10 protein-coding genes and 1 tRNA gene are annotated in these 14018 nt (G+C 69.5%); 2 read left to right on the top strand and 9 right to left on the bottom strand.

Annotated features, from left to right (window positions below):
• Positions 1-77: 77 nt before the first annotated feature.
• From Q344_RS0113525 to Q344_RS0113505, 5 genes are all read right to left on the bottom strand, one after another.
• Positions 78-524, bottom strand: a complete 447-nt coding sequence (locus Q344_RS0113525) for a c-type cytochrome (protein ID WP_028287203.1) — start codon at positions 522-524, stop codon at positions 78-80.
• Between the two features lie 83 nt (positions 525-607).
• Positions 608-931, bottom strand: coding sequence for a hypothetical protein (locus Q344_RS0113520; RefSeq protein ID WP_028287202.1), 324 nt, complete (start codon positions 929-931; stop codon positions 608-610).
• A gap of 126 nt (positions 932-1057) precedes the next feature.
• The gene (locus tag Q344_RS0113515; protein WP_028287201.1) at positions 1058-3517 is read right to left on the bottom strand and encodes a heavy metal translocating P-type ATPase; all 2460 of its coding nucleotides are present in this window, start codon (positions 3515-3517) and stop codon (positions 1058-1060) included.
• Between the two features lie 305 nt (positions 3518-3822).
• Positions 3823-3899: transfer RNA gene (locus tag Q344_RS0113510), tRNA-Pro, on the bottom strand.
• A gap of 74 nt (positions 3900-3973) precedes the next feature.
• Complete coding sequence (locus tag Q344_RS0113505; protein ID WP_028287200.1) at positions 3974-5395, bottom strand: amidase; 1422 nt, start codon at positions 5393-5395, stop codon at positions 3974-3976.
• A 330-nt stretch (positions 5396-5725) separates the two neighbouring features.
• Between Q344_RS0113505 and Q344_RS26470 the strand changes: the two genes are divergently transcribed.
• Positions 5726-6520, top strand: a complete 795-nt coding sequence (locus Q344_RS26470) for a lytic murein transglycosylase (RefSeq protein ID WP_028287199.1) — start codon at positions 5726-5728, stop codon at positions 6518-6520.
• Entirely contained in the window at positions 6457-7731 is a 1275-nt protein-coding gene (locus Q344_RS26465; RefSeq protein ID WP_229669204.1) for an MFS transporter, read from the top strand. Before Q344_RS26470 ends, Q344_RS26465 begins: the two co-directional genes overlap by 64 nt.
• A gap of 132 nt (positions 7732-7863) precedes the next feature.
• Here the strand turns inward: Q344_RS26465 and prfB are convergent, their stop codons facing one another.
• The 4 genes from prfB to leuB form a co-directional block, all read right to left on the bottom strand.
• Entirely contained in the window at positions 7864-8988 is a 1125-nt protein-coding gene (prfB, locus tag Q344_RS0113490) for a peptide chain release factor 2 (RefSeq protein WP_028287197.1), read from the bottom strand.
• A gap of 169 nt (positions 8989-9157) precedes the next feature.
• On the bottom strand, positions 9158-11677 hold the full coding sequence (locus tag Q344_RS0113485) for a penicillin-binding protein 1A (protein WP_028287196.1): 2520 nt from the start codon (positions 11675-11677) through the stop codon (positions 9158-9160).
• Positions 11678-11820: 143 nt separating this feature from the next.
• Positions 11821-12804, bottom strand: coding sequence for a DMT family transporter (locus tag Q344_RS0113480; protein WP_028287195.1), 984 nt, complete (start codon positions 12802-12804; stop codon positions 11821-11823).
• Positions 12805-12851: 47 nt separating this feature from the next.
• Positions 12852-13961, bottom strand: coding sequence for a 3-isopropylmalate dehydrogenase (leuB, locus tag Q344_RS0113475; RefSeq protein WP_028287194.1), 1110 nt, complete (start codon positions 13959-13961; stop codon positions 12852-12854).
• Between the last annotated feature and the right edge of the window lie 57 nt (positions 13962-14018).

Raw genomic sequence — 14018 nt, 5'->3', positions numbered from 1 at the left:
CGGTGCGCAGGTCCTGCGCGCCTGCGCAGACCGGCACGGCGGCGCGGGCGGCGCGTCGTGTCGGGAGGGCTCCCATCTCACTCGATCCCGTTGGCGCGCTGAAGCTCGCGGACATAGGCGACGATGTTCGCGACATCCGAGGGCGTCAGGCCGGTCTGGGGCGGCATGTCGCCGAACTTCCAGTGATGCGCCCGGACGCCGTTCTGGACGGCCATCTGGAACGCCATGTCGGCGTGGTGCGAGGGCTCGTAGATCTTGTGCACGAGTGGCGGACCGAACCCCATCTTGCCGGTCGCGTTCTCTCCGTGGCAGTCGGCGCAGGTCGCCTCGAACGCGCGCTGGCCCATCGTTGCCTCGGGAGAGAGCGAGTCAGGCATGGTGATCGCGACGAGGGCGTCCCCCTCCTGGGGCGCCGCCTGGCGGGCCTCGGGGGGCGTCGGCTCCGGAGCGCGGGTCAGGGTGTAGGTGTAGGCGCCGGCAGCCAGCACGAGGGCCGCGGCAATGGCCGGGATAAACTTGTTCATCTTCATGATCCTGAAGGGCGCGGCACGAAGCCGCGCGGTCTTGCTCGCGGCGTGTCAGGCCGCGGTTATCGCGTGGGGTGCGATCAGGATCGTGGAGGCGGCAGGTCCCGGGCCACCATGGCAGAGCGCGGTGCGGCGTGAGCCGCGGGTCGCGGACCGCCGGTCAGGCCCGGAGAGGGCGCGACGGTGGGCGTGATCGCCAGAAGGCCATGGACGGCGCATCCGGCACCGTGGTGGCACCTGTGGCCCTCGGACTGCTCCGCGGCCTGTGCGTCCGCCATCTCGGTGCAATCCGGGCAAGCGCCCAGAACCGGCATCTCGTGCGGCGTCCCATGCGCCTGCGCCGCCGAGGGCAGGATTGCCCAGGCGGTGAAGACCAGCATCAGGATGGCAAGGAAATGCCGCATCGAACCTCCGGAAACGCCCCCGGACTATGCCTGCGCCATCACCTTGCGGTCAACAGGGGGTTCCGGCCGTCGGGGATCACGTAACCGGGAGCCGAAGGAGGCCGGCTCACCGGCCTCCTCCCGTTTTCAGAGCTTCTTAGCGCGAAGCCTGAGCGCGTTGCCGATGACCGAGACCGACGACAGGCTCATCGCCGCCGCCGCCACGATGGGCGAGAGCAGGAGGCCGAAGACCGGATAGAGGATGCCCGCCGCCAGCGGCACGCCGGCCGTGTTGTAGACGAAAGCGAAGAACAGGTTCTGTCGGATGTTGGACATCGTCGCCTCGGCCAGCTTCCGGGCCCTCACGATGCCGGTCAGGTCGCCCTTGACCAGCGTGATGCCCGCGCTCTCCACGGCCACGTCCGCGCCGGTGCCCATGGCGATGCCCACGTCCGCCTCGGCGAGCGCCGGGGCGTCGTTGACCCCGTCCCCGGCCATGGCGACGGAGAGGCCCTCCGCCCTGAGCTTGCGGACGAGGGCGCCCTTGTCCTCGGGGCTGACCCCGGCATGGACCTCGTCGATCCCGAGATCCTTCGCCACAGCCTTTGCGGTCGCCTCCGCGTCGCCCGTCGCCATGACGATGCGCAGGCCGAGGTGGTGGAGGGCACGGATCGCCGCCGGCGTCGTTTCCTTCACCCGGTCGGCGACGGCGATCAGCCCGGCGGGCCTGCCGTCCACCGCGACAAACATCGCCGTCTTGCCCTCGGCCTGAAGCGCTTTCGCCCGGTCGGCGAGCGGGCCGGGCGTGACGGCGAGGTCCGCCATCAGTGCGGCATTGCCAAGCGCCACCTTTCGGCCGTCGACTTCGCCCGTCACCCCCTTGCCGGTGACCGAATCGAAGGCGGAGCTCTGCCGTACCGGTGCGCCGCGCTCTTCCGCTCCGGCGACGATGGCCTCGGCCAGCGGATGCTCGGAGCCCCGCTCCAGCGCGGCGGCGAGGGAGAGCATGTCGGCCGCCTCGACCCCGTCCGCCGGTTCGGCGTCGGTCAGCGTCGGCCTGCCCTCGGTCAGCGTGCCGGTCTTGTCGACGATCAGCACGTCGACCTTCGCGAACCGTTCAAGCGCCTCGGCGTCGCGGATCAGCACCCCGGCATTGGCGCCGCGCCCGGTCGCCACCATGATCGACATCGGCGTCGCAAGGCCGAGCGCACAGGGGCAGGCGATGATCAGCACGGAGACCGCCGCGACGAAGGCATAGGAGAGCGCCGGTTCCGGCCCGAGGACCCACCACGCGAGGAAGGCCAGCAGGGCCACGACCACCACGGCGGGCACGAAGTATTCCGCCACCCGGTCGGCCATCGCCTGGATCGGCGCACGCGACCGCTGGGCCGAGGCGACCATCTGCACGATCCGTGCAAGCGTGGTGTCGTCGCCGACGTTGCGCGCCTCCATCAGGAAGCTCCCGGTCTTGTTCAGCGTCCCGCCGGTGACGTCCTCGCCCGCGACCTTCTCGACCGGGACCGGCTCGCCGGTGATCATGCTCTCGTCGACCGAGGAATGGCCCTCGATCACCACGCCGTCCACCGGGACGCTCTCGCCGGGGCGGACCCGCAGGATGTCACCCGTCCGCAAGGCGTCGAGTTCGACATCCTCCTCCCTGCCGTCCTTCACCCGCCGCGCCGTCTTGGGGGCGAGGTCCATCAGCGCCCGGATCGCGTCGCCGGTGCGCTCCCGCGCCGCCAGCTCCATGACCTGCCCGGTCAGCACGAGGACGAGGATCACCGCCGTCGCCTCGAAATAGACCGGCGTCATGCCCATGCCGTCCGCCAGCTGCGCGGGCAGCAGCCCGGGCGCCAGCAGCGAGACGATGGAGAAGAGGTAGGCCGCCCCGGTGCCGAGCGCGATCAGCGTCCACATGTTCGGCGAGCGGTTCACGATCGAGGCCCAGCCCCGCTTGAAGAACGGCCGGCAGATCCAGACCACCGGCGTCGCCAGCGCGAACTGGACCCACCCGAAGGCCGAATGCCCGATCCAGTCGGCGAAGGGCAGGCCGAGATGCGCCCCCATCTCGAGCAGGAAGATCGTCAGCGCCAGCGGCGCGGTGATCCAGAGCCGGCGCTTGAAATCGACGTATTCCGGATTCGGCCCGCTGTCGGCGGAGGGCATCATCGGTTCCAGCGCCATGCCGCAGATCGGGCAGTCTCCGGGGCCGTCGCGGACGATCTCGGGATGCATCGGGCAGGTGTATTGCGTGCCCTTCGGCATCGCCTCGGGCGCGGGGCGGTCGCCCATATACGCGGCGGGGTCGGCCTCGAACTTTTCCTGGCAGCCGGGAGAGCAGAAGTAGATCCGCTGCCCTTCGTGCTTCGACATCCAGGCGGCGGTGGCGCGGTCGACGGTCATGCCGCAGACCGGGTCCTTCGCGGTGCGGTAGGCCTCGGGGTCGGCGACGAACTTCGACCGGCAGCCCTCGGAGCAGAAGTGGAAGCTGTGCCCGTCGTGCTCGGCCCTGGGTTTCCCGGCGTCGGGATCAACCGTCATGCCGCATACGGGATCGCGGGTGACGGTGTCGGAGGTGTGGTGGTGATCGGCATGTGCGTGGGCCATGGCCTGTCCTTTCGCTCGGAGAGCCTGATGCACAGCACATGTAATCCTTCCAGTCACTGGAGGGTCAAGAGGTCATCCCGCGCCCCGGACCGGCCAGAGCCCGGAAGGACGCTTCCGGCGGTGCGCCGATCTCTGCCGCGCTGTCCGGCAAGGCCACCCGGATCACGGCGTCCACCTCTGCGCGGTTCGGCCCGGACCACCGCCGTCGTGCCGCCGATGTGCCGGACTTCGGGCGGCGCTCAGGTCCAACGAACCCAGGCGCACCCCCGGCAAGCAAAAAGGCGCCCGAAGGCGCCTTGTTTACTTGGTCGGAGTGAGAGGATTCGAACCTCCGACCCCTGCCTCCCGAAGACAGTGCTCTACCAGGCTGAGCTACACTCCGACCGTGGCGGGCGGATTACCCCGGATGCCGGGGTTTGACAAGGGGGCGCGAGGGCGACGCCGGGGAATTTCCTGTCAGAGCGGCGGCGGGCTGCGGTCCGGCCAGCCCGTGGCGCCATGATAGGCCTCGCCCAGTTGCAGAACGCCCAGATCGCCGCCGTAGGGGCCGATGATCTGCAGGCCCATGGGCAGCCCCTCGGACGAGAAGCCCGCCGGGGCGCCGAGCGCGGGCAGGCCGGCGAGGCTGGCGGGGATCATGACCTCCATCCAGCGGTGATAGGTGTCCATCTCGCGCCCGGCGATTCGGGTCGGGTGGCTCTGCTCCACCGGGAAGGGGAAACACTGGGCGGTCGGCAGGACGAGGGCATCGTAGCTCTCGAAGAACCTGGCCAGGGCGGCGTGCCAGCGCGACCGGATTGCGCTGGCGCGGAGGATTTTCTGCGGCGTGAGGGCGAGGCCCTGCTCGACCTCCCAGATCGCCACGTCGCGCAGCTGCGCGCGGGTCTTCGGGTTCTCGTACAGCGGTCCGACCCGGCCCAGCACCGAGAAGGCGCGGAGCACGGTCCAGCTCTCCCACAGGTCCTCCGCCGGGAAGGGGGGCGCGATCGTCTCGACCTCGCAGCCGAGGTCGGAGAAGGTCGCGACGGCCGTCTCACAGAGCTCCATGACGCCGGGCTCCATCGGCCAGGCGCCGCCCCAGTCGCCGCCCCAGGCGATCCGGCGGCCCTTGACCGGCGCCGCGATCCGGCCCGAGAACCGCTCGGGCGCCGGCCCGTAGGGCGCATGGGGCGCGGGCCCGGCCATCACGTCGAGCAGGTAGGCCAGGTCGCCCACGTCGCGCGCCATGGGCCCCATGGTCGAGAGCGGGTGCATCACCGCGTCCCCCGCCGCGTCGGGCGGAATGCGGCCCCAGGACGGGCGGAAACCGTAGACGTTGTTCCAGCCCGCCGGGTTGCGCAGGGATCCCATGGCGTCGGACCCGTCGCAGAGCCATTGCATCCGCGCCGCCAGCGCCGCGCCCGACCCGCCCGAGGAGCCTCCGGCCGAGCGGTCGGGGGCGTAGGGGTTGAGCGTCGCGCCGAAGACCGGGTTGAACGTGTGGCTGCCCAGTCCGAATTCCGGCGCGTTGGCCTTGCCGATGAAGATCGCCCCCGCGTCGCGCATCCGCGCGGCGAACAGGTCGTCGGTCTGCGCGACGGTCCCTTCGGTGATCGGCGAGCCCATCGAGGTTCGCAGCCCCGCGACATTGGCGAGATCCTTCACCGCGATCGGCAGGCCGTGCAGCGGACCGGCCCGTTCCCCCGCCTCGAGCGCGCGGTCGGCGGCGGCGGCCTCGGCCATCAGGTCGTCGCGCGGGCGCAGGCTGACCAGCGCGTTGACCTTGCCGTTCACGGCGTCGATCCGGTCGAGGGCGGCGGTCATGACCTCCGTGGCTGAGGTTTCGCGGGCGGCGATCCGGCGCGCGATCTCGCGGCCGGAGAGGTCGAGAAGGGTCATGGGGGGCTTTCTTGGTCCGATTGTGCGCCGCCAGAGAAGCAGGATGCGGAGCGGGGTGCAACGGCGGGCCGGCGCGGGACAGGTGGGAAGCGGGGGGTGGGGCCCATCGGGCGCGGGCGGTGCGCGCAAAGTGCGCACCCGTTCCGGTCGGCCGCCACGGGGACCGGCTGCCGGGCCGAAGCCCGGCCTGCATCGCCATGGCGCCTGCGCCTCGGGGCATTCCGCAGGTCGGCCACAGCCCTGCCCTGTCCTCATCCTGAAACGGGACTCGCCCGCCCCCCTGCCCCGCACTACCTTTGCCCGAGAAACGTAGTCCGGAGACCGACAGTGATCACCCGCATCTGCCACACCCTCGCCGCCCTGGCCCTGACCGCCTCCACGGCCGCCGCCGCGCAATGCGGCAATACCTCGGCCGGGTTCAACGCCTGGAAATCCGCCTTCGCGCAGGAGGCCGCAGCCGCCGGGGTGGGCCCCCGGGGCCAGCAGGCCCTGGCCGCGGCGCAGTATTCCCAGGGCACGATCAACGCCGACCGGAAACAGACCGGCGTGCGCTATTCGCTGTCCGAGTTCATGCGCATCCGCGGCACCGACGCGATCGCCCGGATCGGCAAGCAGAAGAAGAACGCCAACCCGAACTTCTACGCCGGGCTCGAGCGGAATTACGGCGTGCCCGCCGGCATCCTGCTGGCGATCCACGGGATGGAATCGGGCTTCGGCAACACCTTCGGCAAGTACCGCGTGATCTCCTCCATCGCCACGGTGGCCTACGATTGCCGCCGCTCGGCCTTCTTCACCGACCACCTCCTTGCCGCACTGCGGATGGTGGACAACGGCTGGCTCGACCCGAACGCCATCGGCGCCGCCCATGGCGAGGTCGGGCACACCCAGTTCCTGCCGGGCAACGTCATCCGCTACGGACAGGACGGCAACGGCGACGGCCGGGTCGATCTTTACAACGTGACGGACGCCATGGCATCCACGGCCAACTTCCTGCGGCAGAAGGGCTGGCAGCCCGGGCAGCCCTACCAGGAGGGCACCCCCAACTTCAGGGTCCTCAACGAGTGGAACGCGGCGACCGTCTATCAACAGGCCATCGCGCTGACGGCGGCGCAGATCGACGGCTGAACCCCGCCCCCGGGCGCTGGCGGGCGCTGGCGCTCATCTGCATCGGCGTGATCGGGGTGATGACGACGTGGTTCTCGGCCACCGCCATCGTCCCCGAGCTTGTCCTGGCCTGGAGCCTGTCGCCCGCGCAGGCGGCCTGGCTGACCAACGCGGTGCAGATCGGCTTCGTGATCGGGGCGGTCGGGTCGAGCCTGATCAACCTGCCGGACATCGTGCGGATGCATGTGCTCATGGCCGTGGCGGCCCTCGTCGCGGCGCTGGCGAATGGCTGGCTCCTGACCGGGCCCGGCTTCGCCGGGGCGCTTGCCGCGCGGCTCGTGACCGGCATGGCGCTGGCCGCGGTCTATCCGCCCGCGCTGAAGCTGATGGCGACGTGGTTCGTCGCGGGGCGCGGGCTGGCGCTCGGGTTCCTGATCGGGGCGCTGACGCTGGGCTCCTCGGTGCCGCACCTGTTCCGGGCGCTCACGGCGGGCGTGGCATGGGAGGCGGTGGTGATCGCCTCTTCCGGCGCCGCGCTCCTCGGCGCCGGGCTCATCGCCCTGACCGTCCGCGAAGGCCCCCACGCCTTCGGCCGCGCCACCTTCGACCCGCGACAGAGCCTCGCGGTGCTTCGCAATCGCCCCGTGGCCCTCGCGAACCTCGGCTATTTCGGCCACATGTGGGAGCTCTATGCCATGTGGGCCTGGTTCCTCGCCTTCGCCACCGCGGCGTCCGAGGGGCTGGCGCGGGTGCCCTTCGGGTCGGCCTCGATGATGACCTTCGTCGTCGTGGCGGGCGGCGTCGTGGGCTGCATCGCCGGAGGGGTCCTGTCGGACCGTTTCGGGCGCTGCCGGACAACCGCGGGGATGATGATCTGCTCCGGCCTCGCGGCGCTCTGCATAGGCTTCGCCTTCGACGGGCCGCCCTGGGTGCTGGCCCTCGTGGCGCTGGTCTGGGGGATCACGGTGATCGGCGACAGCGCGCAGTTCTCGGCGGCGGTGACGGAGCTCGCCGATCCGCGCTTCGTCGGCACGGCACTGGCGCTGCAACTGGGGATCGGTTTCGCGCTGACGGTGGTGGCGATCTGGGCGCTGCCGCTCTTCGCCGCCTGGATCGGCGGCTGGCAATGGGCGTTCCTGATGCTGGTGCCCGGGCCGGTGGTGGGGGCGGCAGCGATGCTGACGCTCCGCGCCCGGCCCGAGGCGGCGCGGATGGCGGGCGGGCGGCGCTAGGCGAAACAGCCGATCAGGGAAACAAGGGCAGCGCCGCCCCAGGGGGGCGGGTCGGCGCTGCCCGGCGTGCCGCCGGGCGGGTGCTCTGATCCGAGCGCTGCAGAGAACGGCGCCAGAGCACCGGCGTCGAAATTAGAGCTCCGCGTTCGCCTCGGCCCGGCTCTTCCCGGTGAGGTCCATCGCCAGCGTCGCCGCCATGAAATCGTCGAGGTCGCCGTCCAGCACGCCCTGCGTGTCGGAGGTCTCGTGGTTCGTCCGCAGGTCCTTCACCATCTGGTAGGGCTGCAGGACGTAGGAGCGGATCTGGTTGCCCCAGCCGGCCGAGCCCTTGTTCTCGTGCGCCTCGTTGATCGCCGCGTTCCGCTTGTCGAGCTCGAGCTGGTAGAGCCGCGATTTCAGCGCCTTCATGGCGATGTCCCGGTTCTGGTGCTGCGACTTCTCGGACGAGGTCACGACGATCCCGGTGGGATGGTGGGTGATCCGCACCGCCGAGTCGGTGGTGTTCACGTGCTGCCCGCCCGCGCCCGAGGAGCGATAGGTGTCGATCCGGATGTCCGAGGGGTTCACCTCGATCTCGATATTGTCGTCCACCACCGGATAGACCCAGACGGAGGCGAAGGAGGTCTCCCGCGTGCCCTTCCCGAAGGGCGAGATCCGCACCAGCCGGTGCACGCCGCTTTCCGATTTCAGCCAGCCATAGGCGTTGTGCCCCGAGATCTTGTAGGCGATCGACTTGATCCCCGCCTCGGAGCCCGCTTCCTCGGATTGCAGTTCCACCTTGAAGCCGCGCTTCTCGGCCCAGCGGACATACATCCGCTGCAGCATGTTGGCCCAGTCGCAGGCCTCGGTGCCGCCGGCGCCCGCGTTGATCTCGAGGAAGGTGTCGTTGCCGTCGGCCTCGCCGTTCAGCAGCGCCTCGAGCTCCTTCTCGGCGGCCTTCGCGCGCAGCGCCTTCAGCGCCGCCTCGGCCTCCGAGACCACGTCGGCGTCGCCTTCCTCCTCGCCCATCTCGATCAGCTCGACATTGTCGTCCAGCTCCTGCCGGATGGCGTTGTAGCCCTCGAGGCTGTCGACCAGCGCCTGCCGGTCGCGCATCAGCGCCTGCGCCTTGGCCGGGTCGTCCCAGAGGTTGGGATCCTCGACCCGGGCGTTGAATTCCTCAAGCCGGTGCTGGGCGGTCGAGAGGTCCATCCGCTGGCCGAGCAGTTCGAGGCTCTTCTCGATCTCGGCGACGATGTTCTGGGCTTCGGCACGCATGGGAATGTTCCTTTGGATCTGGCCAGCCTGATACCGCGAAGACCGCTGACGGACAAGACGGGCACCGTTTCCGGCCCCGCCGCCGTGCCGTCATCCCCGGACCCGCGTCGAGGACCTCTCGTCACGGGGTCCCCCGGTCAGGCCGGTGATGTCGCCTCTCGTCCCGGCCTCAATAGAGCCCGCCCGAGCTGAGCGTCCCGAAATCGGCCTTCGGCCCGACCACCGCCTTGCGCCCGGTGGAGGTCGTGACCTCGCGTCCGCCCTGCGGGACCTCGTCGAAGAGCGGCAGGTTGGCCCCCATGGCGAAGCCGCCGTCGAAGGAGATGCCGAAGACGGGCTCTTCGCCGTCGCGGAAGTACTCGGCCACCACGTTCTCGCCCTGTGCGTCGTCGGCCAGCCGCGCGCCGGTGAAGCGGTCGATCTTGATGAAGTGGCCGCCCGGCGGGATGCGGAACTTGCCGCCGCCGTATTTCTTCACCGCCTTCTCCATGAAGCGCTGGAACACCGGCCCGCAATAGCCGCCGCCCGACGCGCCGCGGCCCAGCGACCGGGGATCGTCATAGCCGATGTAGCAGCCCGCCACGATGTTCGAGGTGAAGCCGATGAACCAGACGTCCTTCGCATCGTTCGTCGTGCCGGTCTTGCCCGCGGTCGGCACCGGCAGGTTCACCGCGCCCGCGGCGGTGCCCCGCTGGACCACGCCCTGCATCATCGAGGTGAGCTGGTAGGCGGTGATCGCGTTCATCACCCGCTCGCGGCGCGAGTCGATATGCGGCGGCTGGCTGGAGGGCAGGGCCGGGTTGTCGCAATCGGTGCAGACGCGCTGGTCGTGGCGGTAGATCGTCTTGCCGTAGCGGTCCTGCACCCGGTCGACGAGGGTCGGTTCGACCCGCTCGCCGCCGTTGGCGAACATCGCGTAGGCCGCGACCATCTTGAACAGCGTCGTCTCTTCCGAGCCGAGCGCGTTGGCGAGGTAGGGGCCCATGTTGTCATAGACCCCGAAACGTTCAGCATAGGCCGCGACGACATCCATGCCGACCTCCTGCGCGAGGCGCACGGTCATCAGGTTCCGCGACTTCTCGATCCCGGTCCGGAGCGGGGTCGGCCCGTAGAACTGGTTGCTCGCGTTGGTCGGCCGCCAGATGCCCTGGCCGGTATCGATCTCGATCGGCGCGTCGATCACGATGGTCGCGGGCGTGTAGCCGCTGTCGAGCGCCGAGGCATAGACGAAGGGCTTGAAGCTCGACCCGGGCTGGCGCCGCGCCTGCGTCGCGCGGTTGAAGACCGAATGCTCGTAGGAGAACCCGCCCTGCATCGCGATCACCCGTCCGGTGTTCACGTCCATCGCCATGAACCCGCCCTCGACCTCGGGCACCTGGCGGAGCGACCAGCGGATGAAGGCGCCCGAGTCGTCCTCGGTCATCCGGCGGACGAAGACGACGTCGCCGCGCTTGAAATTGTCCTGGAACGAGCCGCGAAGCCAGCCGATGTCCTTGCGCGGCACCACGAAGGGCTCCGCCTCGGTCTCCTCGACGCCCTCGATCCCGAGGCGCATCTGCTCGTCGCCGACCTCGAGCACGACCGCCGGGTACCACTTGCCGTCGAGGTCGATGTCGCGCGCCACGTCGGTCGACGCCAGCGCCGCGCGCCAGGCGTCCTCGGAGGCGAGGTTCGCCTCCTCGATGGTCTTGCCGGTGCCGCGCCAGCGGCCGAGGCTGCGGTCGAACTGTTCGAGCTGGGTGCGCAGCGCCTTCGCCGCCTCGATCTGCATCTCGGGGTCGATGGTGGCGCGGACGGCGAAGCCGCCGGTCAGGAATTCGCCCTCGCCGAAGTCGCGGCTGAGCTGGCGGCGTATTTCATCGGTGAAATAATCACGCGGCGGCAGGGCGGCCTTGAAGCTCTCGAAATCGCCGTTCTGCACGGTGCGGAGGGGTTTCTTGATCTCCGACTCATAGACCGCCTGGGTGATGTAGCCGTTTTCCTTCATCTCGCGCAGCACGTAGTTCCGGCGCTGCGTCACGCGCTCCTTGGCATGGACGGGATGATACTTGCTGGGCGCCTGGGGCATGGCCGCCAGCATCGCGGCCTCGTGCGGCTCGAGCTCGCCCAGCGTCTTGTTGAAATAGGTCTGCGCCGCGGCGGCCACGCCATAGGAGTTCTGGCCGAGGAAGATCTCGTTCAGGTAGAGCTCGAGGATCTTCTCCTTCGACAGCGTCTCTTCCAGGCGGGTGGCGAGGATGATCTCCTTGATCTTGCGTTCGACCCGGCGCGAGCCGTCGAGCAGGAAGTTCTTCATCACCTGCTGGGTGATGGTCGAGGCGCCGCGCACGTCGCGGCCGCGGGATTTCACCGCGTCGACGGCCGCCGCCACCATGCCGCGGGTGTCATAGCCCGCGTGGTTGTAGAAGTTCTTGTCCTCGGCCGAGATGAAGGCCTGCTTGATCAGGTCCGGGATCTCTTCGGCCGGGGCGAAGAGCCGGCGTTCGACCGCGAATTCGTCGATGATCCGCCCCTCGCCGGAATAGATGCGGCTGATCGTCTTCGGCTGGTACTGCGCCAGGCTTTCATGGGACGGCAGGTCGCGGCCGTAGACCCAGAAGATCGCGCCGATCGACAGGGCACCCACGGCGAGGCCGAGCGTCAGCATCGTGAAGATGCCGCCGAAGAAGGACAGGATGAATCGGATCACGTCGGGCCCCTTGCAAATGCAGTGCTCTATATAGGCCCGTCGCGGTCCCTGTGCAAAACACAAGAACCGGAAAAGGCGGCGCGCTGCCGGTCATGACGGCAATTGTCACGACGGCGTGTCGCGGCCCGCCCGGCGCCCGCGCCTCACGGCGCGTTGCGGTCCCCCGCGGGGTCGTCGCGCCGGGGCCGTTTCAGCCGCAGAAGCGCGCCGACCCGCGGCGCCGTCCCGGTCTCGAACCGCGACCGGGTCTGCAGCACCGGGCGGTTGGCCGAGCTTCGGGCGCGGCCCTCGCGCAGCACGATGTAGAGCCCGCTTGCCACCACGATCCCGGCGCCCGCCAGCGTCGTCGTGTCCGGGATCTCGGAGAAGAAGAGCATGCCGTAGACCGTGGCCCAGATGATCTGGCTGTATTGCATCGGCGCGACGATCACCGCCTCGCCGTGGCGATAGGCCTCGATCATCAGCGCGGCGGCGAGGAAGGCCATCGCCGCCATGCCCGCCGAGAGCCCCAGGTGGCCGACCGGCATCGGCTTGTAGACGAAGGGCAGCGCCGCCCCCATGATCACGAATTGCGCCAGCATCGGGTAGAGCAGGAGCACCACGCTGCGTTCCTCGCGCCCGATCTTGCGGACGATGACCGAGGCGAGCGAGGACGAGACCGCCGCCAGCAGCGCCGCGGCATGTCCCAGACCCAGCTCCGTCCCGCCGGGCCGCAGCACGACGAGCACGCCACAGAGGCCGACGATCACGGCGGACCAGCGGCGCAGGCGGACCGTCTCGCCCAGGATCGGGATCGAGAAGACGGTCACCAGCAGCGGGGCCGAGAAGAGGATCGCGTAGGTCTGCGCCAGCGGCAGCACCGAGAAGGCGTAGAAGGCGCTGACCCCGGTGGTGACCGCCGCTGCCGTGCGGCCGAGCGTCCACCACGGGTGGACCGGCCGCAGGGTGCCCGGGGTCACGTCCCGGATCAGCATCAGCATCGCCAACGGGAAGCCGAAGAGCACGCTGAAGAAGACGATCTGGAAGGCGCTGTACTGCGTCCCCAGGGTCTTCACCACCACGTCATGGGTGGCGAAGATGGCAAAAGCCAGAAGGGCGGTCAGCGCGCCCCGCGCATTCGGTGCCATCGGCGGTCCTCTGTCCGGATCAGTGCCAGACTAGGACCGCCGGAGCGTCATGCGAGGCTGGCATCGAGCGCCGCGACGATCGCATCGCCCATTTCCGACGTGCTGACCGGAGATTTGCCCTCTTCGCCCAGAAGATCGGCAGTCCTGAGACCGTCGGCGAGCACCTTCTCGACCGCCGTCTCGACCCGTGCGGCCTCGTCGCCCATGTCGAACGAATACCGCAGCGCCATGGCGAAGCTGAGGATGCAGGCGATCGGGTTCGCCTTGCCCTGACCCGCGATGTCGGGGGCCGAGCCGTGCACCGGCTCGTAAAGCGCCTTCGGACGGCCATTGGCCATCGGGGCACCCAGCGAGGCCGAGGGCAGCATCCCGAGCGAACCCGTGAGCATCGCGGCGAGGTCGGACAGCAGGTCGCCGAAGAGGTTGTCGGTCACGATCACGTCGAACTGCTTGGGCCAGCGGGTCAGCTGCATGGCGCCGGCGTCGGCGTACATGTGCGACAGCTCGACATCCGGATACTCGGCGTCGTGGATCTCCTGCACGACGTCGCGCCACAGGATGCCCGATTCCATCACGTTGGCCTTCTCCATCGAGCAGACCTTGTTCGACCGCTTGCGCGCCATCTCGAAGGCCGAGCGTGCCACGCGGGCGATCTCGCTCTCGGTGTAGCGCTGCGTGTTGATGCCGACGCGCTCGTTGCCTTCCTTGATGATGCCGCGCGGCTCGCCGAAATAGACGCCCGAGGTGAGCTCGCGGATGATCATGATGTCGAGGCCCGCGACCACGTCCTTCTTCAGGGACGAGAAATCGGCCAGCGCGTCAAAGCACTGGGCCGGGCGCAGGTTGGCGTAGAGGTCCATCTCCTTGCGCAGCCGCAGCAGCCCGCGTTCCGGCTTCACGCTGAAGTCGAGCTTGTCGTATTTCGGCCCGCCGACGGCACCCAGCAGGACGGCGTCGACCTCCTGCGCCCTGGCCATCGTGTCGTCATGCAGCGGCGTGCCGTGCTTGTCGTAGGCGCAGCCGCCGACGAGGTCCTCGCTCACGTCGAAGCTGACGCCGCGCTTGTCGCCGAACCAGTCGATGATCTTGCGCACTTCGGCCATCACCTCGGGCCCGATGCCGTCGCCCGGCAGGATGAGAAGCGAGGGGTTGCTCATTCGATCGTTCCTTTTCCCGTGTCCCGGCTCGGGTATCCCTTTGGCCGGGGGCGGTCA

This window comes from Pseudooceanicola nanhaiensis DSM 18065, from assembly GCF_000688295.1.
In the GTDB taxonomy this organism is placed as follows: Bacteria; Pseudomonadota; Alphaproteobacteria; order Rhodobacterales; family Rhodobacteraceae; genus Pseudooceanicola; species Pseudooceanicola nanhaiensis.
The sequence above is the reverse complement of the archived record's forward strand: the minus strand, read 5'-3'. Positions and strand labels throughout refer to the sequence as shown.

What these genes read in the sequence shown, in the direction of transcription:
- Q344_RS0113525 (WP_028287203.1), bottom strand. Translation starts at nt 524, where the DNA reads ATGAACAAGTTTATCCCGGCCATTGCCGCGGCCCTCGTGCTGGCTGCC.
- Q344_RS0113520 (WP_028287202.1), bottom strand. Translation starts at nt 931, where the DNA reads ATGCGGCATTTCCTTGCCATCCTGATGCTGGTCTTCACCGCCTGGGCA.
- Q344_RS0113515 (WP_028287201.1), bottom strand. Translation starts at nt 3,517, where the DNA reads ATGGCCCACGCACATGCCGATCACCACCACACCTCCGACACCGTCACC.
- Q344_RS0113505 (WP_028287200.1), bottom strand. Translation starts at nt 5,395, where the DNA reads ATGACCCTTCTCGACCTCTCCGGCCGCGAGATCGCGCGCCGGATCGCC.
- prfB (WP_028287197.1), bottom strand. Translation starts at nt 8,988, where the DNA reads ATGCGTGCCGAAGCCCAGAACATCGTCGCCGAGATCGAGAAGAGCCTC.
- Q344_RS0113480 (WP_028287195.1), bottom strand. Translation starts at nt 12,804, where the DNA reads ATGGCACCGAATGCGCGGGGCGCGCTGACCGCCCTTCTGGCTTTTGCC.
- leuB (WP_028287194.1), bottom strand. Translation starts at nt 13,961, where the DNA reads ATGAGCAACCCCTCGCTTCTCATCCTGCCGGGCGACGGCATCGGGCCC.